The organism is Pseudomonas cerasi, assembly GCF_027983475.1.
Classification (GTDB): domain Bacteria; phylum Pseudomonadota; class Gammaproteobacteria; order Pseudomonadales; family Pseudomonadaceae; genus Aquipseudomonas; species Aquipseudomonas cerasi.
This window is the reverse complement of sequence record NZ_JAQJVM010000001.1, coordinates 885,211-905,800: the sequence shown is the minus strand read 5'-3', so window position 1 is coordinate 905,800 and position 20,590 is coordinate 885,211. Positions and strand designations below refer to the sequence as shown.

Genomic DNA, 20,590 nt, shown 5'->3' with positions numbered 1-20,590 from the left:
ATCGAAGCCACCTTGCGAAAGAATTTTGTGTGGATGACGCGAGGTAAGCTCAGCCAGGACTGGCCATCAGGCCGATGCTCTGCGTCGAGGTTGCATGGTTGACGCAGAGCTTCACGAACGGCGTTCCCAAGCAGAGCTTGGGAACGATCACTCAACAACGACCCCAGGCCATGTGACCTACTTGTTGCGGGTCACTCTCCAGACGGTGTTTGCCAGGTCGTCGGCGATGATGAGTGCGCCTTTCGGATCAACTGTCACGCCCACTGGCCGGCCACGAGTCTTGCCGTCAGCTCCGCGGAAACCGGTTGCGAAATCCACAGGCTCGCCGGCAGGACGTCCATTGCTGAACGGCACAAAGATCACCTTGTAACCCACTGGGTTATCGCGGTTCCAACTGCCGTGCTCGCCAACGAACACGCCGTCGGCAAACTTGTCGCCCATGGCCGGGATCGAGAACGACACGCCCAGTGCGGCGACATGCGAACCAAGGCTGTAATCAGGCTTGATCGCCGCAGCGACTTTGGCCGGATTCTGCGGCTGGGCACGCGTGTCGACATTCTGGCCCCAATAGCTGTAAGGCCAGCCGTAGAACGCGCCCTCCTTCACCGAGGTCAGGTAATCCGGAACCAGATCAGGCCCCAGCTCGTCACGCTCGTTGACCACCGTCCACAACTGCCCGGTGCCCGGTTGAATCGCCAGTGCCGTCGGGTTGCGCAGACCGGTCGCATAAGGCTTGTGCGCACCAGTGGCGGCGTCGATCTGCCAGACCATCGCCCGATCGATCTCGACCTCCATGCCGCGCTCGGTCACGTTGCTGTTCGAGCCGATACCGACATACAGGTAGCGGCCATCAGCGCTTGCCGTCAGCGACTTGGTCCAGTGGTGGTTGATCGCCGCAGGCAAATCGGTGACCTTGGTCGGCTCACCGCTGGCCTTGGTCTGACCTTCCTGATAATCGAAGCTGACCAGCGCATCCTGGTTGGCCACGTACAGCTTGCCGTTCGCGAAGGCCAGGCCATAGGGCGCATTCAGGTTCTCGGCAAAGACCGTTTTCAGCTCATACTTGCCGTCGCCGTCCGCGTCCCGCAACAGTGTCAGACGATTACCGCTCTTGACCTTGGTGTTGCCCTGGGCCTTGATGACGCTGGCAATCACGTCTTTGGGTTTGAGCTTGGCAGCGCTGCCGCCGCGCCCTTCGGCAACGATAATGTCGCCATTGGGCAAAACGATGGACTGACGTGGAATATTCAGATCACTGGCAATCGCCGTGATACTGAAACCCTCAGGCACGGCAGGCTTCTGATCGCCCCAAGCCGTCGGCTCGGCAATCTTCATGCTCGGCAACAGGCCACGTTGCGGGTCCGGCAACTTCGGGTCCGGTCCGCGCGCCTGAGTGCTGTCGGCTTCACCACCGCAGGCGCTCAGCAGCAGCGCCATGCTCAATGCAGTCAATGCGTGGATATTTCTCATTCTGCACCTCCGGAACGCAGGCTGGTGAGCCCGGTCCACGTCGCAACGCAGGCCAGAACAGTAACAATGACCGACAGGATCAAGCCAGACGGCATAACCGCCCAGGCGTCTTTCGCATGCTCGAAGGCATTGACCAGACCCAGTACCCAGGTAACCAGCAACAACAGGAAGTACACCACGGGACGACCGGCCTTGTGATCGGCGCGAACCAGATTGACCAGCGCAAACAGCAACGCCAGCCCGCAGAACAACAGGCCTCCGGCGATCAGCCAGGCGGCAAAGTTGCTCCACTGAACCTGAAAGGTCTGGTAATAGGCAATATCACTCAGCAAGCCGCCGAGAAACAAAGGCACGGTTCCGGCAAGCAAGGTCGCATGTAGCGGGCCTGGCGTGTAGCGGTAGACGGGATGGGTGGTTACGGTCATGACGGCTCCTTTTCGTTCGGCGACCCTGGATCAAAACTCAGCGCGGATGCGCTGGCAGGTCGGGGTCGCGCTGAATGCGCATAAGGAATGATCGTGCTGACCAAGCGATAGTTCAGCGCTTTTCATTTCGAAATATTTTGAAAACGCTATTGGCTTGCAGTGCGCTTGTTTCGCCGGCAACGCTCAGAGCAATAAAGCACCTCATCCCAGCAACGCGCCCACTTCTTGCGCCAGGTAAACGGCAGCCCGCAGACCGCACAGGTTTTGACCGGCAACTCACTCTTTTTCAAAGCGCCTCTCCGGCATCCAGTCTGGCCAGCAAGTGCTCACCGCGCTCCCAGAGCGCCTGTTGCTTGGGCTCAGCCATGCGATCAAGGTTTTTATAGATAATCGCCATGCGCTGATTGCGACGTAACAGGTCGCCATGACGCATCAGGAAATGCCAGTAGAGCGCATTGAACGGGCAGGCATCCTCAGTGGTGCTTTCAGTGACCTTGTACGCACAGCCGCGGCAATAGTCAGACATGCGTTTTATGTACTGGCCACTGGCGCAATAAGGTTTGGAGCCCAGATAGCCGCCATCCGCATGCATGACCATGCCCAGCGTATTGGGCAGCTCGACCCAGTCGAAGGCATCCATGTAGATCGCCAGGTACCACTCGCAGATCTGCTCCGGCACGATGCCGGCAAGCAGGGCAAAGTTGCCGGTCACCATCAGACGCTGAATATGGTGGGCGTAGGCATGCTTCAGGCTCTGGCCAATGGCCTGACTCATGCAGTTCATCTTCGTTTCGCCGGTCCAGTAAAACGCGGGCAGCGGCCGGCTGTTACCGAACAGATTACCGCCCGCGTAATCGGGCATTTTCAACCAATAGACGCCACGCACATACTCACGCCAGCCGATCAGTTGGCGAATGAAACCTTCGGCGGCATTCAGCCCCACCCTGCCCGACCAGTACGCGGATTCAACGTCACTGCACACCTGGCGTAAATCCAGCAGCCCGATGTTCAGCGCCGCGCTGATCCGGGCATGAAACAGAAAAGGCTCACCAGTGGCCATGGCGTCCTGATAATCGCCGAAACCGGCCAGGCCGTAATCCAGAAAGTACTCCCATAGCGCTTGAGCATCGACGTGCGTAACCGGATAGTCGAAATCATCCAGCGAGCCATAATGGCTGGCAAAGCGCTCACCTACCAGCTCCAGTACCTGGCAGGTGATGGTGTCGGCGGAAAAGCGCAGCGGATATGGCGCTGCCACGCCCTTGGGCAGCGCCTTGCGGTTCTCGGCATCAAAGTTCCAGGCACCACCGACCGGCGTACCGTCGCCGTTCAACAGCAGCCTGCTTTTGCGGCGCATCTCCCTATAGAAGAACTCCATGCGCAACTGCTTCTTGCCGTGCGCCCACGACGAGAACTCGTCACGGGAACAGAGAAAGCGCGTATCGGCGTGCCACTGGATGGGCAACCCGCAGTCCTTGATCGACTGCTCCAGACGCCAGTCGCCGCACTCGGTGATGTGCAGCTCTTCTGCTCGCAACAGGGCCTGCCAGCGCTGTAACTCCCCCGGCACCGAGCCTGTGTTCTGCGGATCATCGAGCATGACGTACTGCACCCGAACACCACGCTCACGCAGCGCCTCGGCAAAATGACGCATGGCGCTGAAGATCAGCACAATCTTCTGCGGATGATGCGGCACATGACTCGCCTCTTCCATGACCTCGACCATCAGGACCGTGTCGCGCTCGGGGATCAGCCCCGCCAAGGATGCGAGATCGAAGGAAAGCTGATCGCCGAGGATCAGGTGGAGACGAGGGGCTTGGGTCAATGGAAGAGGCTCCGCAGTCATAAAAACTTGTACCAATGTAATTTCATGTACAAGATTTTCATAGCGTTTCTCGATGGAAGACCCATCAGCCCCTTAAGACGACACACGCCCGACCTCAATGTGGAATGTGAAAATTTTGTTAACTATTTGTTCGCAGTGTCTTTTTCTGTGGGAAACAACCTGTCACACTAATGCGAACCATTATCAACACTATTATCATCCTGCCATGGAGGGCATCGAGGGAGTGTCGGGTTCATGTCGGGGCAACAATCACAACGCAGTAATCGTTTCACACCGGGTCTGCTGGCCATGGGCATCTGGGCTGCCACCACGCAGGCAGCCTTTGCCGCTGAGGAACAGCCCGCCACGACTATGGAACTGGGCGCCACGCAGATCAGCAGTGATCAACTTGGCTCCACCACCGAAGGCAGTCAGTCCTACACCACCGGCCCGATGCAGACCGCGACCAAGTTGCCGCTGACCATTCGTGAAACGCCGCAGGCCGTGACGGTCGTAACCCGTCAGCGCATGGACGATCAGGCCATGACCAGCATCAATGATGTGGTCAGGTACACGCCCGGTCTGTTCCTTGATCAGTCCAGCGGCCCCGGTCGGCAAACCTACACGTCGCGCGGCTTCGACATCGACAACATCATGTACGACGGCCTGCCCGCCTCGTACTCGGGCTACACGGCAGGCGTTCAACCCAATCTGGCCATGTTCGATCATGTCGAGGTGATCAGGGGTGCGACTGGCCTGGCGACAGGGTCTGGCAATCCTTCGGCAGCGATCAATATGGTGCGCAAGCGCCCTACCGCCGTGCCACAGGTCACCCTCACCGGCACGGTCGGGAGCTGGGACGATTACCGTGGCGTGTTTGACGCGTCCGGCCCACTGAACGACAGCCGCACGGTTCGCGGCCGGATAGTCGGTTCCTACCAGGATGCCAACAGCTTCCGCGATAAGGAAAAGAGCGATCACGGCGTGTTCTACGGGGTGGTCGAAGCCGATCTGAGTGACGCGACGACCGCCACCCTGGGCCTGTCTCGTCAGGAAGATCAGACCAACTACTTCTGGGGCGGCCTGCCCCTCGGCGTCGATGGTCACCACCTGAACCTGCCGCGCTCCACCTATTCCGGCTCGGATTGGGAAAACAAGAAAATCCAGATAGACACCGTGTTCGGTGAGCTGGAGCACCGTTTCGACAATGACTGGAAACTGCGCGTAGCAGGCTCGAGCTCGTCGCTGGAAGGCCTGTTTTCGGGCACCTATCTGTCTCGCTACAACGGCCCGCTGGAAACCACGGCCTACCAGTCGAGGCCGGAAGAGAAGCAGACCGCCTTCGATGTCTATGCCAGTGGACCGGTCGAAGCTTTCGGCCGCACTCATGAAGTGGTGGTCGGCACCAGCCGGCGCGTATACGACCAGACCAGCAAGGAGTACAGCCCTTACGACACTGGTCTGCCCATCGGCGCGCCAAAGCCGGACTTCGTCCGCGATGGCAAGACGCACAGCATCGCCACTCAGGACGCCGTCTATCTCACCACACGCCTGAGCCTGGCCGATCCGCTGACCCTGATCCTCGGCGGCCGTCTGGACTGGTACGACTACGATGACCGCGCCGACGATGAAGACTACAAAGTCACCCGTAATCTGACGCGCTACGCAGGGCTGATCTATAAGCTGGATGAACACCACTCGCTGTACACCAGCTACACCGATGTCTTTCAGCCGCAGAGCGCACAGGACCTGTCCGGCAAGGTGCTCAAGCCCGTGGTCGGCGAAAACTATGAAGTCGGTATCAAGGGTGAATACTTCAACGGCGCCCTCAATACCTCCCTGGCGGTGTTCCAGATCGACCAGAAAAACCTCAAGACCCAGTCACCGACCCAGGCGGGCTGCGCGGTCCTGACCTGTTACGACGCTGCCGGTCTGGTACGCAGTCAGGGCGTCGAGATGGAAGTGCAAGGCGCGCTGACCGAGAACTGGCAAGTCGGCGCAGGCTACACCTACGCCCGCACCCACTACCTCAAGGACGCCGATCCGACGAAAAAGAACCAGCGTTTCGACACCGACACGCCCGAGCATCTGTTCAAGGTGTCGACGGTCTATCGCCTGCAGGGCGCACTGGAGAAAATGCGTGTCGGCGGCAACGTCTACTGGCAGAGCCGCATGTATAACGACATCGCACTCACCGATGGCAGCTATCGCCTGGAACAGGGCAGCTACGCCGTCGCCGACCTGATGGCGGGGTATCAGGTGAGCAAGAACCTCGACCTGCAACTGAACGCCAACAACATCTTCGACCGCACCTACTACACGGCAATTGGCGCAAGCTCGGTATGGGGCTCCACCGACGTGTACGGCAACCCGCGCAGCTATGCGTTGACGGCCAAGTACAGCTTCTGAACCTGAGCCACGCTGCTACCGGACATGCTCGGTAGCGGCGTGGTTACGCCTTACACCCCAAACGCCTCCGCCATCCCGCCCGCCTCTTTGGGCGTCAGCTTCAACGCTCTGGAATCCAGATGGTGGCTTACCCAGCCACCCTTGAGCATCAGTTCCAGCAGCGCCGCCCCCAGAGCGCCACCAATGTGCGGGGTGCGTTCACTCCAGTCCAGGCAGATATAGACGCTCCTCGACAGCGTCCGGACTTTATTCAACGGGCCTGACAGCGACGTGATGATACTGGCACTCACTGCCAGTATTCAGGCGTCAGCACTACTTGCGCTTATCAGCACGCCACCGCATGAAAAGCCAGAGAAAACCAAAAAACAGAGCGACCACTCTGCTTTTTAAAAAGATGATTAATCCCTAAAAAATCAAAAAATACCCGATTATATTGTCGTAAAAGTTATTAATCTGGAATTAAAACAACTTAAATACCAAATATACGTTACTAGAATTTAGCACTTATCGACTATATAAAATTTAATTCGTGTATTTTACCTTTCAGCAATTTTCTGTTTGTCACGCACGCCTTGAATGAACTGTCAGCGGCCCTGAGCTGCCGACTTGCCTGTCTGCCTGTTTCATATTTCTGTTTGGAGATTCTCCCGATGGCCAGCCCCCTGCTGCCTGTTGTTGCCACTTTACTGATGTCCCTTGCCGCCCTGCCGGTGTCTGCCGCTGACAGGCAGAACCCGCTGCCATCCACGTCGAGCGAGCGCCGCGCAGAAGTCGATGCTCAGCGTGAGCAGATCACCGGTGCCGACGCTGCCGTACAGAAAACGCCCAATGGCGCGCAAACGGTGGTGGATGCGCCGATCGACACTGCTGACGCCCCTGCCGGCAATGAAGACCACTGAGTGACCCACTGACTGCAACCGATCAACCTATGAATGACGTAAGGAATAACTCCGTGTCCATGATCAAACAAGGCCTGGGCCTGAGCCTGTTGGCGCTCGGTATCGCCCAGGCAGGCAGCGTATTCGCTGTCACGCCGATGACCGGCAATGAAGTGGAAGCGCGCGTAGGCGCGATGCTGGACAACATGACGCAATCGGAAAAAATCAATTTTTCGCGCGTTGACGACGGCCGCATGATTCCCAAGCTGGACAAGTTCAACCTGCAGGGCACGGTCGCCTATGACTCGGCCATGGGTGTACTGGTCGGCGGCAAGACGTTCGGCGCGCAGTACCCTTCCCCGTCAGCACTTGCGGCCACCTGGAGCATCAATCGCGCCAAGGAATTCGGTCTGGCCATCGGCTACGAAACCCGCATCGCGGGTGGGCAGCAGATGCTGTCACCAGCCATCAACCTGTACCGCACGCCGTTCAACGGCCGGGCGGCTGAGTACATGAGCGGGGAAGATCCGTTTCTCGGCGCAGTACTGGCACCGGCAGTCACCAACGGTATCCAGGTTCAAGGCATCCAGGCGGCCGCCAAGCATTACCTGATGAACGAGCAGGAAGCGAACCGTCATTATCTGGATGTGAAGATTGACGAACGAGCGATGCAGGAGCTGTACCTGCCGGGCTTCGAGTCGCTGGTCAAGAACGCCAATATTGCCTCGGTCATGTGTGGCTACAACAAGATCAACGGTGAATACGCGTGTGAAAACCATCACCTCATCACCGATATCCTGAAAGGCCAGTGGGGCTTTCAAGGTAACGTCATGAGCGATTTCAACTCGGTTCAGGACGCCTTCAAGGGTGCCTGGGCAGGCACCGATATCGACATGCCCAGCGGCCTTCAGTTTACTGAAGCCAAACTGCTGCCTTATGTCTGGAATGGTCAGTTGCACCAGAGCGTGATCGACGACAAGGTGCGCAGGAACCTGAGAGCGCTGGTCAGCTACGGCTTTGACAAGGGGATCAACAAGGCGCAGCCACTGGAGCATCGTGAATACGGGCAACTGGCGGCCTTGAACGTGGCCCGCGAATCGATCGTCCTGCTGCGCAACGAGCCCGTGGACGGTCAGAAACCTCTCCTGCCATTGCCGAGAAACGCAAGGATTGCCGTGATTGGCGACATGGCCATGCAGCCGCCGACCGCGCCGTTCGGTACTGCCTATTCGGCGCCGGCCAGCTATGTCACCGAAGTGAGCGGACTCAAGCAACTGGCGTCTGACCCGTCCAATGTGGACTACCTGCCACAGATGAGCCTCAACCCCAAATCGTCGGTCTGGTATCAGCCAGGCAGTGACCAACAGGCGATCAGCAATACCGGCGTAAAAGCCGAGTATTACGCCAACACCTCGCTGTCCGGCGACCCGGTGGCAACCCGCATCGAACCGGGCGTCAACCTGGACTGGATTACCAATACCAACGTCACTGATTACGGCAGCAGCGCGGTCAATGGCTACAGCCCTTCAGCCGGCTCGTTCTCGGCCCGTTTCACTGGCAAGATCAAACCGACGATCACCGGTCCACAGGTGTTCAAGGTCCGCGCGGACGGTGCCTATAAACTCTGGATCAATGATGAACTGGTGCTCGAGGACGAGGGCTCGCAAGTCTCGTTCGACCTGATTCCAGTGGTTCCGCGGACGGTTAAAACCGTGAACCTCAAGGCTGGCAGCGAATACAACGTGCGCCTCGAATACCGCCGGCTCAAGGGCAACTTCACCCCGGTACTGGGCGGCATGAACGGCGTGCAGATGAGCTGGGCAGCGTTGCGTCCACCTAAGAACCTGGGGGATTACGACGCTGTCGTGGTAGCCGCCGGCAATAACTTCGAGTACGAGGGTGAGTCGCTTGATCGTCCGTTCGAACTGCCGCAATTTCAGTCCGAGCTGATCGGTTTCATTCAGAAAGCCAACCCGAAAACCATCGTGGTGCTGCACGGTGGCGGTGGCATGGACATGCAACCGTGGGCTGACAAGGTAGCGGCGTCTCTGCATGCCTGGTATCCAGGGCAACAGGGCGGCCAGGCACTTGCTGAAATCCTGTTCGGCAAGGTCAATCCATCGGGCAAGCTGCCGATCACGCTGGACAAGAAGGCGCAGGACAATCCGAGCTATGCGTCGTACTCGAACCCGGTGCCGTACTATTTCAGCAGCCCTAACCCGCCTGTCGAGATGAGCTATAGCGAAGGCCTGTACCTGGGCTATCGCGGTTACGACAAGAAGCACACCAAACCGCTCTACCCATTCGGCTTCGGGCTTTCGTATACCACTTACGCGTACAGCGATCTGAAGCTGTCGAGCAACGTGCTGGCACCGGGTGCGACCATTCAAGCGTCGTTCAAGGTTACCAACACGGGTGACAAGGCCGGTTTTGAAGTGGCTCAGTTGTACGTGCAGCCTTCCAAGCCGCTGGTTGATCGTCCAGAAAAAGAGCTGAAGGGCTTTTCCAAGGTTTACCTGAAGCCTGGCGAAAGCAAGACCGTGACCATTGCCCTGGACTCGCGCTCGTTCGCTTACTACTCAGCCAACTCGGTGAGCTGGAACGTTGACCCTGGCAAGTTCAAGGTGCTGGTGGGCAAGGACTCGGAAAACCTGACGCTCGACCGCACGGTTGTAGCGCTGTACCCGGAGCAATTGACCACTCGCGACTCCAACCCGCTGCCGATCCCCCTGCGCAAGGCCGTACAGGTCGAGGCAGAACAGGCTTACTAAGCCACATTCATCCCAGGCAACATTCACATGCCAAAGGCATCGGTGGTCGACAGGACCACCGATGCCTGCCTGGCAAATGCCCGCAACTCAGCGTGCAGCCAGATCCCGCGCCAGTCGTTCGAGAAACCTGGCAAACCCCGCCTCTATCTGCACATCCCCTGGCGATCGAAGCCATTGAATCTGCATGCCATCCATCATGGCGGCTATCTCCAGGCTGATCTGCCTTGCGTCAACATCCGCTCGAATTTCGCCTGCCTCGACCAGCAACTTCAGGTGCGCCTGAAGATGGCCGTGCACGATCGCGAAACGCTCGCTGAACCAGCGGTGTGCAGGATGCGTCACCGAGAGACTTTCAGTGTTGATGATCATCAGCGCCTGGCTGACCGCGGCGTCTTCGATACTGAAACTCAGGACCTGCTTCAGAAACGACAGGAACCCATCCAGAGAAGCGACCTGATCGGCATCCTGCAGCCTGGCGGCAATGTACTGGTCGCGATGTTCGAGAACGGCTTGCAGCAGCACCAGTTTGGTCGGGAAGTGGTGCAGCAGGCCGACCTGGGAGAGACCTGCCACCTTGGCAATGTTGGTCAGCGAGGCGCCGGCATACCCATCCCGAGCGAAGAGGGTCATGGCCGCCTTGATGATTTCGGCCTTGCGTACCTCGCCCTTGGGCAGGCGACGCTTGGCTGCGGGCTGCTTGGCTGCAGCGGGTGTACCGGAACTGTTTGCATCGATGGACATACGAAGGGCACGTTTCGCATAACGAAAGGGTAAATCCTAGCATGCGCTCCGCAGAACCCCTGAAAAAAGGCTGACCCGCAAGCATAATTCGCATCAGGTCATGAGCAATGTGCGCAGCCTGCAAACAAAGTTGTTCCCCTGACCTGACGCCCTATAAAGAAAGCCCTCCACAGGCCGATGAATACCCGGACAAATCGCCGCGCCTTGACCATCTCGCCTGAATCGGCTCAGGACACGATGGCTGCTTTAAATTCCTGATCCGTCGAAACCCGATTCGTCGGCAGATGTCCACTGACACGGCCACTGCGCTGCGGTCACGACAGGACGTGAATTCAAGCGCGACAATGACTGTATGGTGGTCGCCATAGAAAGAGGCACATCAGGTGCAGCCTGCCGAGAGAAAGTGGTCTATTCGCTGATACTCGCGCCCGGGACGCACACAGGCAAATGCAGATATCAATAACGACCGGATTCAACGTGCAAAGCAGGCCACCGGCAAGTGCCCGCCCATGCCGAACATAACGTGTGAGCGGGAGGCGCTCTGAAAGACCTGACAAGAGAAGAGCTTGAAGCGCAGATCGTGGACCTGCGCAGAATGCTTGAAGAAGCCGGCATCGACGCCGCAACGAATACCCCTCGACACGTAGCCGTTGGCCAGGAGGCACGCCAGCGCGCAGTCTTTGAAAGCGCGATGGATTTCGCCATGATCCTGACCGATGGCAACGGCATCATTACCGACTGGAACCCGGGCGCAGAACAGGTTCTGGGCTGGACCCAGGATGAGATGGTCGGTCAGAGCGCCGAGCGTTTCTTTACGCCCGAAGACCTGGCCAACGACCGGATAGAGCATGAAATGCAGCTGGCGCTGAGCGTAGGCCGGGCGTCGGACGAGCGCTGGCACCTGCGCAAGGACGGTGAGCTGTTCTGGGCATCGGGCGAGATGATGCCGCTCTACGACGAAAGGAATACGCACCTCGGTTTCGTGAAGATCCTGCGCGATCGCACCCGCGAGCACTTGGCGCGCCGCGCGACCGAGGAAGCCCAGGAACGTTATCGGCTGGCCGCCAAGGCGACCAACGACGCGATCTGGGACTGGGACTTTGCAGCCAATCTGGTGCTCTGGAACGACGCGCTTGAGGAGGCTTACGGCCACCCGCTGGCAACCCTGGACAACTCTGGTGACTGGTGGATCAGCCAGATCCATCCCGACGACCGTAGCCGCGTGTACAACTCCATTCACGCCGTGATCGACGGCAATGGCACTGCCTGGACGGATGAATACCGCTTTCGTCGGCTGGACGGGTCCTATGCCGATGTACTGGACCGCGGCCATGTAATACGCAATACCGACGGCCAGGCGGTGCGCATGATCGGTGCAATGCTCGACATGTCACAGATGCGCAAGGCCGAGACGGCGCTGCGCCAGAGCGAAGAGCGCTCCAGGGCCATGCTGGAGACCATCGAAGCTGCATTCGCCATCATTCAGGTCAAGTTCGATGCCGATGACAGCCCCGTGGACTACCGCTTCATCGAAGCCAACCCCGCTTTTGAACGTCAGGCCGGCGTCGATCTGCGCGGCAAGTGGGTGACCGAGTTCGCGCCGGACCTGGAGCGGTTCTGGTTCGAAGCCTATGGGCACGTCGCAAAAACCGGCGAGCCTGCCAGTTTCGAGAACTATGCCAAGGCTTTCGAGCGCTGGTTCGAAGTCAAGGCGGTGCGTGTCGGTGAGCCGGCTGACCGGCAGATTGCGGTGATCTTCAGCGATGTGACGGCGCGACGCGATGCCGAGGAGCGCTTGCGCACCAGTGAGGCCGTCGCACGCGAAAACATCGACCGTGTTCAGCTCGCCCTGGCCGCCGGTGCAATCATCGGCACCTGGCACTGGGACTTGCCGACCGATCGCTTTACCGTCGACGAAGCCTTCGCCAAGGCCTTCGGTCTGGACCCCGGGCTGGGCCGTGAAGGCCTGAGTCTGGAGCAAGTCATTGCCACTGTTCACCCGGAAGACAAGCAATGCCTGATCCATGCGATCAATGCGGTCATCACCAACGGACGTGTTTACGCCCACCAGTACCGCGTTCGTCGTACTGACGGGGTCTACTACTGGATCGAAGCCAACGGCCGGGTCGACCGAGCGGAGGATGGCACGCCACTGAGCTTCCCCGGTGTGCTCATCAACGTTGACGAACGACGCGCCGTGGCAGCCGAACGCGACCGTGCCACTGCCGCGCTGCGGGCACTCAACGACACGCTTGAGCAACGCGTGGCAGCGCGCACCACCGAGCTCATGCAGGCCGAAGAGAAGCTGCGCCAGTCACAGAAAATGGAAGCGGTCGGGCAACTGACCGGTGGCCTCGCCCACGACTTCAACAACCTGCTGGCAGGCATTTCCGGCGCCCTGGAACTGATGGGCTCGCGGATCGAGCAAGGCCGCTGGGGCGAGGTTGACAAGTACATCGTGACGGCCCAGGGCGCGGCCAAACGTGCAGCGGCCCTGACGCACCGGCTGCTGGCCTTCTCTCGACGCCAGACCCTGGACCCGCAGCCGACCGACGTGAACAGGCTGATGAAAGGCATGACCGATCTGATCCAGCGCACGGTCGGCCCCAGCATCGTGGTCGAGACCATAGGTGCCATGGGTTTATGGCCGACACTGGTCGATGCCAGCCAGCTGGAAAACGCGCTGTTGAATCTGTGCATCAACGCCCGCGATGCGATGCCGGACGGCGGACGCATCTCCATTGAGGCGAGCAACCGCTGGATAGACGGCGATGTGGCACGCGCACACGATATGCCTGAGGGCCACTATCTTTCGCTGTGCGTGACCGATACCGGCACCGGCATGACGCCTGATGTCATCGCCAAGGCATTCGACCCCTTCTTCACCACCAAGCCCATTGGTCAGGGCACCGGGCTGGGCCTGTCGATGATTTACGGGTTTGCCAATCAGTCCGGCGGACGCGTGCGCATTCAGTCTGAGGTTGGCAAGGGAACCGCGATATCGCTGTACCTGCCCCGCTACGAGGGTACTGCGGCCAGGGACGAAGGCGATGTGCACAAGGCGCCATTCGAGTTTACCCAGTCCGGGGAAACCATCCTGATCGTGGACGACGAACCCACGGTGCGCATGCTGCTCACCGATGCCCTCGGTGACCTGGGCTATACGCTGATCGAAGCCGCCGACAGCCTGGCCGGCCTCAAACTGCTGCGCTCGGATGTGCATATCGACCTGCTTATCACTGACGTGGGCCTGCCGGGCGGCATGAACGGACGACAAATGGCCGATGCCGGACGCGAGGTCCGCCCGCATCTGAAGACACTGTTCATCACCGGCTACGCGGAAAACGCCGCCATCGGTGACGAACAGCTCGGGCCAGGAATGCGCGTACTGACCAAGCCATTTGCGATTGACGCGTTGGCCGCCAGAGTCCAGGAACTGATGAGCGCCTGAGTAGACGGCCCGGTGCAACCCTGCCCCGGGCCGTCAACATTGAGCGCTGCGCAAACCCGGTGCTAACATGCGCGACCGCCATGCAGGCAAGGGAATAACCGGGTCATGAGCAGTATCCGCGAGCGCAACAAAGAACTCATCCTGCGCGCTGCCAGCGAGGAGTTTGCCGACAAGGGCTTCGCCGCCAGCAAGACCAGCGACATCGCAGCCAAGGCCGGTGTCCCCAAGCCCAACGTCTACTACTACTTCAAATCCAAGGAAAACCTCTATCGCGAGGTGCTGGAAAGCATCATCGAGCCCATTCTGCGTGCCTCGACACCCTTCAATCCCGAAGGCATACCTGCCGAAGTCCTCAGCCGCTATATCCGTTCGAAAATCCAGATTTCCCGCGACCTGCCCTTCGCCTCGAAAGTGTTCGCCAGCGAGATCATGCATGGCGCCCCGCACCTGACAGCGCAGCAGATTGAACAGCTCAATGGCCAGGCACGGCACAACATCGAATGCATCCAGGCCTGGATCGACAGCGGACAGATCGCCCCGCTCGATCCTCATCACCTGATGTTCACCATCTGGGCCGCGACCCAGACCTATGCCGATTTCGACTGGCAGATCGCAACGGTCACCGGCAAGGCAAAACTGCAGGACGCCGATTACGAGGCGGCAACCCGGACCATCCTCAGGCTGGTGCTCAAGGGCTGCGAGCCGGACCGCTGAACCCGCCCTGCTTTCCTGCAGACGCAAAAAACCCGCCGAAGCGGGTGGTTTTGCAACATGACCATTCCGACATCCTGTCAGTAGCCTCCTGGCAATGGTCGATCCTCCCTGATCACTGCGGCGTTCCTTCGCTGCAGCTGTTGAATTGGATCCTACATTCACTGAGGGTCCGTCGATAGAGCCAATCGCGTCTGTTGCTGTAAGCCTTTCGCCATAGCGGTGTACGCCGTTAAAAAGTGTGACCGGCCGCTCATGTTTGGTCAGGATGCGCCGAGATGCTTGAAAGGCTCTGAATCGCGCGTTGCGCGGATCGGATTCATCAGAAGAAAAAAAATAATGCATGGGATGCCAATCATGAGTATGCGCAGTTTGTCCATCAGTCGCCGTCTGTGGCTGATTCTTGTCGTTTCAGTGCTGATGCTATTCGTCCTGTCGGCGACGCTGCTCAGGCAGCTGCATAACGACCTGTATCAGGCCAAGGCCGAGAAAACCATGCATGTGGTGCAGACTGCCAGCGGCATCCTCTCGTTTTATCAGGGGCTTGAAGCTGCAGGCGGCATGACACGCGAGGCTGCGCAACAGCAGGCCTTGAAAGAGATAAAGAGCCTGCGTTACAGCCAGAGCGACTACTTCTGGATCAACGACCTGCGCCCGGTGATGATCATGCACCCCACCAACCCCAAACTTGAAGGCCAGGATCTGTCGACCATCAAGGACCCGGATGGCTTTGCGGTGTTCAACGAAATGGTCACGCTGGTCAAAGCCCAGGGTGCCGGGATGGTGAATTACCGCTGGCCCAAGCCCGGCGCCAGCGAGCCGGTGAAAAAGACCTCCTACGTGCAGCTGTTTCAGCCATGGGGCTGGATTCTGGGTTCCGGCGTGTACGTCGACGACGTGGCGGCAGAGTTCAAGACACAGCTGTGGAACGCCGGGATGTTCATCGCCGGCATCGTGCTGATCATGGTCTTGCTGCTGGTGATGATCGTACGCAGCATCGTGCGCCCTCTCAGAGCGGCGGTTGATGCGATGGCCGATATTGCCAGTGGCGAAAGCGATCTGACCCGCACGCTGGAAACCCACGGCAAGGATGAAATCACTGAACTGGGTACGCACTTCAATGCCTTTGTCGCCAAGCTGCGCAATGTCGTCGGTCAGTTGCAGCACTCTGCCGTGGCGCTGGGCCAGGCCTCGACCGATCTGGGCAGCGACGCCGAACAGGCGCAAGGCCGCAGCGAAAAACAATCGCAGCAAATGGATCTGGTTGCCACGGCGGTCAACGAGGTGACCTACGGCGTGCAGGACGTGGCCAAGAACGCTGAACATGCCGCCAGCGAAATGCGCGATGCCGAGTCGCAGGCACAGCAGGGCCAAATCAATATCGATAACAGCCTGCGCCAGATCGAACACCTCTCCAGCACCATTGGTCAGGCCGTGCAAGTGATGCAGAGTCTGGCCAGCGAGAGCACACAGATCGGCAGCGTGCTGGAAGTGATCAGTTCGATTGCCGAGCAGACCAACCTGCTGGCGCTGAACGCAGCCATCGAAGCGGCGCGCGCCGGCGAGCAGGGCCGCGGCTTTGCCGTGGTGGCCGATGAAGTGCGCCTGCTGGCCCAGCGCACGCAGAAGTCGACCGCAGAAATCCAGTCAATGATCGAACGCCTGCAAAAGCATTCCGATGCAGCGGTCAAGGTGATCGGCGACAGCAGCCGTTCCTCGCAATTGACCATCGAGCAGGCCAATCAGGCCGGTCAGAGCCTGACCTCAATCAGTCAGGCGCTGCGCAACCTCAACAGCCTGAACGCCTCCATCGCCAGTGCCACCCTGCAGCAGACGCACGTGGTGGATGACATCAACCAGAACGTTACCCAGGCCGCACAATTGTCCCAGAGCACGGCACTGGCCGCCGAACAGTCGACTTCGGCCAGTCTGCACCTGCGCGGGTTGAGCGAAGAATTGAACACCTTGCTGAAGCAGTTCCGGGTTTAAATCTGCATGGTGATTGGCGGGCGTACGGAACCTCGTGCGCCTCTTGTTGCCTGAGACCTGCTTATTCAACCGCTCATTAGCTGCTTATTTAATTGCAGGGGGTCACATGCGCACACTGGAGCTGGCAGGCAGAACCGTACCAGTGCTGGGTCAGGGCACCTGGCACATGGGTGAAAAAGGGCATCAGCGCTCGGCAGAGATCGCGGGCCTGTGCCTCGGTATCGAACAGGGCCTGACCCTGATCGACACCGCCGAGATGTACGCCGATGGCGCAGCCGAGGAAATCGTCGGTCAAGCCATTGCCGGACAGCGGGACAAGGTATTCGTGGTCAGCAAGGTCTACCCGCACAACGCCAGCCGCGCCGGTATCCCGACCGCGTGCGAGGCCAGCCTGCGACGAATGAACACCGACTACATCGACCTGTACTTGCTGCACTGGCCTGGCCAGTACCCGCTGACCGAGACGGTCGAGGCATTCGAGCGTCTGCGTGAAGCGGGCAAAATCGGTGCCTGGGGTGTTTCCAACTTTGATGTGCCGGACATGATCGAGCTCAACAACCCGCGTTGTGCCACCAATCAGGTGCTCTACAACCCGGAGCAACGCGGCATCGAGTTCGACCTGATGCTGTGGAGCGCGGACCGTCATCTGCCGTTGATGGCGTACTGCCCGATCGGTCAGGCTGGCGATCTGCTCTACCACCCTGCCCTGCACGAAATCGCCAAACGCCACGATGCAACACCGGCACAGATTTCCTTGGCCTGGGTGCTGCGTCAGGACAACATGATCGCCATTCCCAAGGCGACCAACCCGGAACACATTCGTCTGAACATCGCGGCCGAGCAGATTCGTCTGACCGAGCGTGATCTGGCCGATATCGATCTGGCATGGCCTGCGCCCACTCGCAAGGTGCCGCTGGCGATGGTCTGACCGCTGTCAATGCGACAGCGAGCTGTCGATTGACTGAACGGCTGCCCACCCAGCCGCTTGCCGGTATGACAGATGACACACCCGGCAACAAGCTGTCACAAATATGAAATAACGCCTTGTCATCATGCGGCCTTCGCCTCCCTGCCCGGGCCAGGCCGCACGTGGACAGCCATGAACCACAGTATCGCGCACCATCATCAGGACTCCGACCTTTTCGGTCTGCTCTACGGCTTCCGGTTTCGCCACGGTGAAAGTGGCCAGGAAATCGGTTCGGCTGCCGCGCTGGATTACCTGCAAAACCCTCCCGAAGAGAACGACTTCATCTGGCTGCACCTGAACCTCTCGCATGCGGCCTGCGAGCGCTGGATGAAAACCCAGCTGGATCTTCCGGAAGAGTTTTTCGAGGCATTGCACGAGGGCTCGCGCTCGACCCGGATCGAGCACGTGGATACCACGTTGCTGGCGGTCGTCAACGACGTGGTGTTCGACTTCAACAGACTCTCAACGGATATTTCCACCTTGTGGGTATGTGCCCGCCAGCGTCTGCTGATCACCGCCCGGCTGCAGCCGCTGCGTTCGGTGGACAAGCTGCGCTCGGCAGTCAAACGCGGCGAGCAATTCGACTCACCGCTGGAACTCCTCGCCCATTTGCTGAGCGATCAGGGCGAAGTGCTGACGCAGTTTCTGCGCAAGACCAGCGTCAACGTCGACCGCATCGAAGACCAGTTGCTTTCGCAGCGACTGAGCAACAATCGCTCCGAACTCGGCGCCATGCGCCGGGTGCTGGTACGTCTGCAACGCCTGCTGGCGCTGGAGCCCGGTTCGTTGATGCGCCTGTTGCACAAACCTCCGCAATGGTTGCGCGAACAGGATGTCCAGGCATTGCGTCAGTCCATCGAAGAGTCCTCGCTGGTGATCAACGACCTCACGGCGCTGGGCGAGCGCATCAAACTGTTGCAGGAAGAAATTGCCGCCAACCTCAACGAACAAAGCAGCAGAACCCTGTTTACCCTGACCGTGGTGACTGTTCTGGCCTTGCCGATCAACATTGTCGCCGGCTTTTTCGGCATGAACGTGGGGGGCGTACCGCTGGCGTCCGACCCTGAGGGCTTCTGGATTCTGGTGGCGCTGGTGGCGACCTTCACGCTGGTTGCCGGGCGCTGGGCGTTCCGCAAACGCGGAGACTACTGAGCGGCCTGCCGGTTGTCAGAAATCTGGCGCAAAAGCGCACTGATTGGTGGCATGTCGCATCTCTGTCACATTTTGCAATGACCATGTCAATATTCTTTCAATCCAGGATTGCGAACATGGCTACAAACGCACTGTCTCCAGACGCTCTCGGCAAGGCGAGCCTGTCAGCGAGTCAATTCGGTCGCAAGCCCAGCCGAATGACCATGATACTTTTCTTCACGATACTTATCGCAGGCTTGCTGTTCACCGGCTACAGCCTCAAACAGGACGTTGACGACATGGGCACGGTGGTCACCACCTGGACCCCGTTTGTGCTGTTGGGTGTAGCGTTGTTGATCGCGCTGGGATTCGAATTCGTCAACGGCTTTCATGACACGGCCAACGCCGTCGCCACCGTGATCTACACCCACTCCCTCCCGCCGGGCTTTGCCGTGGTCTGGTCGGGCTTTTTCAATTTTCTCGGCGTGATGCTTTCCAGCGGCGCGGTGGCATTCGGCATCATTGCCCTGCTGCCGGTGGAACTGATTCTGCAGACCGGCTCATCGGCAGGCTTCGCGATGATCTTCGCGCTGTTGATCGCGGCGATCATCTGGAACCTCGGCACCTGGTGGCTGGGTCTGCCGGCGTCCTCGTCACACACGCTGATCGGTTCGATCATCGGGGTCGGCATCGCCAACGCCCTGATGCACGGCCGCGACGGCACCAGCGGTGTGGACTGGTCGCAGGCCACCAAGATCGGTTACTCACTGCTGCTCTCGCCACTGGTAGGTTTCGGCTGTGCCGCGTTGCTGTTGCTGGCCATGCGCATGTTCATCAAGAACCGCGCGCTGTACAAGGCTCCGGAAGGCAATGCGCCGCCACCGTTGTGGATTCGCGCCATGCTGATTGTGACCTGCACGGGCGTTTCGTTCGCGCACGGTTCCAACGACGGGCAGAAAGGCATGGGCCTGATCATGTTGATTCTGGTCGGTACCCTGCCGATGGCTTATGCGCTGAACCGCACCATGCCCGCCGATCAGGCCACTCAGTTCGGTGCGATTGCAGAGGTCACCCAGCAGGCATTGATGCGCAGCGTTCCCCTGCCCGCCCCGACCGATTCGCGCAAGACCCTGTCCGATTATCTGGTCAGCAAACAGGCCGGCCCCGACCTGATCCCTGCGCTGGCGGTCATGACCGGCAAGATCGGCAATCAGGTCGCCAGCTACGGCTCGCTCTCGAAGGTGCCTGCCGAAGCGGTGACCAACGTGCGTAACGACATGTACCTGACCTCGGAAACCATCCGCCTGATGGAGAAAAACAAGGTCGGCGATTTCGACGCGGATACCAGGACCAAGCTTGAAGCGTTCAAGGGTCAGATCGACAGTGCCACGCGGTTCATTCCGACCTGGGTCAAGATTGTCGTGGCCATCGCCCTGGGGCTGGGCACGATGGTTGGCTGGAAGCGTATCGTGGTGACTGTGGGCGAGCGCATCGGCAAGACGCACATGACTTACGCTCAGGGCGCGTCGGCAGAGGTCGTGGCGATGTTCACGATCGGGGCGGCGGACATGTACGGGCTGCCGGTGTCGACGACCCATGTGCTGTCGTCCGGCGTGGCCGGTTCGATGGTCGCCAATGGCTCGGGGCTGCAAATGCGTACCCTGCGCAATCTGGCCACGGCCTGGGTTCTGACCCTGCCGGCGGCAATCCTCTTGTCAGGTTCTTTGTATTGGGTGTTCAGCAAGCTGTTCTGATGCCTGTTGCGTTTGCCTGGCGTCCTGCCAGGCAACCCCCGAATCAGGGCCAGGACTCAGCCGTCACT

At 59.4% G+C, this 20,590-nt stretch carries 14 protein-coding genes and 1 pseudogene; 9 read left to right on the top strand and 6 right to left on the bottom strand.

The window, feature by feature from the left end; genetic code table 11:
- Positions 1-177: 177 nt before the first annotated feature.
- The 4 genes from PI739_RS04035 to PI739_RS04020 all read right to left on the bottom strand — a co-directional run bounded on the left by PI739_RS04035 (position 178) and on the right by PI739_RS04020 (position 3,741).
- Positions 178-1,470, bottom strand: coding sequence for a PQQ-dependent sugar dehydrogenase (locus PI739_RS04035; RefSeq protein WP_004413994.1), 1,293 nt, complete (start codon positions 1,468-1,470; stop codon positions 178-180).
- On the bottom strand, positions 1,467-1,895 hold the full coding sequence (locus PI739_RS04030) for a DUF2231 domain-containing protein (protein WP_003368607.1): 429 nt from the start codon (positions 1,893-1,895) through the stop codon (positions 1,467-1,469). The genes PI739_RS04035 and PI739_RS04030 overlap by 4 nt, the downstream gene beginning before the upstream one ends.
- 146 nt (positions 1,896-2,041) lie before the next feature.
- Positions 2,042-2,185, bottom strand: a complete 144-nt coding sequence (locus tag PI739_RS04025) for a DUF2256 domain-containing protein (RefSeq protein ID WP_003368606.1) — start codon at positions 2,183-2,185, stop codon at positions 2,042-2,044.
- On the bottom strand, positions 2,182-3,741 hold the full coding sequence (locus PI739_RS04020; protein ID WP_096121042.1) for a cryptochrome/photolyase family protein: 1,560 nt from the start codon (positions 3,739-3,741) through the stop codon (positions 2,182-2,184). Before PI739_RS04020 ends, PI739_RS04025 begins: the two co-directional genes overlap by 4 nt.
- Before the next feature lie 234 nt (positions 3,742-3,975).
- Here PI739_RS04020 and PI739_RS04015 point away from each other — a divergent pair, with 234 nt between their 5' ends.
- Positions 3,976-6,129, top strand: coding sequence for a TonB-dependent siderophore receptor (locus PI739_RS04015; protein ID WP_271351491.1), 2,154 nt, complete (start codon positions 3,976-3,978; stop codon positions 6,127-6,129).
- Positions 6,130-6,179: 50 nt separating this feature from the next.
- Here the strand turns inward: PI739_RS04015 and PI739_RS04010 are convergent.
- Positions 6,180-6,359, bottom strand: a pseudogene (locus PI739_RS04010) (ArsR family transcriptional regulator); the annotation flags it as partial.
- Between the two features lie 420 nt (positions 6,360-6,779).
- Here PI739_RS04010 and PI739_RS04005 point away from each other — a divergent pair.
- Both PI739_RS04005 and PI739_RS04000 read left to right on the top strand, forming a co-directional pair.
- Positions 6,780-7,028, top strand: coding sequence for a hypothetical protein (locus PI739_RS04005; RefSeq protein WP_002552767.1), 249 nt, complete (start codon positions 6,780-6,782; stop codon positions 7,026-7,028).
- A gap of 59 nt (positions 7,029-7,087) precedes the next feature.
- Complete coding sequence (locus PI739_RS04000; protein ID WP_004414002.1) at positions 7,088-9,778, top strand: beta-glucosidase; 2,691 nt, start codon at positions 7,088-7,090, stop codon at positions 9,776-9,778.
- 87 nt (positions 9,779-9,865) lie between these two features.
- On the opposite strand, the gene PI739_RS03995 is transcribed toward PI739_RS04000, so the two are convergent.
- Entirely contained in the window at positions 9,866-10,519 is a 654-nt protein-coding gene (locus tag PI739_RS03995; RefSeq protein WP_003368599.1) for a TetR/AcrR family transcriptional regulator, read from the bottom strand.
- A 595-nt stretch (positions 10,520-11,114) separates the two neighbouring features.
- On the opposite strand from PI739_RS03995, the gene PI739_RS03990 reads away from it, so the two are divergent.
- The 6 genes from PI739_RS03990 to PI739_RS03965 all read left to right on the top strand — a co-directional run bounded on the left by PI739_RS03990 (position 11,115) and on the right by PI739_RS03965 (position 20,522).
- On the top strand, positions 11,115-13,970 hold the full coding sequence (locus tag PI739_RS03990) for a PAS domain-containing hybrid sensor histidine kinase/response regulator (RefSeq protein WP_004414005.1): 2,856 nt from the start codon (positions 11,115-11,117) through the stop codon (positions 13,968-13,970).
- A gap of 105 nt (positions 13,971-14,075) precedes the next feature.
- On the top strand, positions 14,076-14,684 hold the full coding sequence (locus tag PI739_RS03985; protein WP_003368596.1) for a TetR/AcrR family transcriptional regulator: 609 nt from the start codon (positions 14,076-14,078) through the stop codon (positions 14,682-14,684).
- A 354-nt stretch (positions 14,685-15,038) separates the two neighbouring features.
- Entirely contained in the window at positions 15,039-16,670 is a 1,632-nt protein-coding gene (locus tag PI739_RS03980) for a methyl-accepting chemotaxis protein (protein ID WP_054081193.1), read from the top strand.
- Positions 16,671-16,776: 106 nt separating this feature from the next.
- Positions 16,777-17,598, top strand: coding sequence for an aldo/keto reductase (locus tag PI739_RS03975; protein ID WP_003315245.1), 822 nt, complete (start codon positions 16,777-16,779; stop codon positions 17,596-17,598).
- A gap of 171 nt (positions 17,599-17,769) precedes the next feature.
- Positions 17,770-18,789, top strand: coding sequence for a transporter (locus PI739_RS03970; protein WP_003368594.1), 1,020 nt, complete (start codon positions 17,770-17,772; stop codon positions 18,787-18,789).
- A gap of 116 nt (positions 18,790-18,905) precedes the next feature.
- Positions 18,906-20,522: an inorganic phosphate transporter gene (locus tag PI739_RS03965; RefSeq protein ID WP_024662568.1), complete on the top strand. Its 1,617-nt coding sequence runs from the start codon at positions 18,906-18,908 to the stop codon at positions 20,520-20,522.
- The last annotated feature ends 68 nt before the right edge of the window (positions 20,523-20,590 follow it).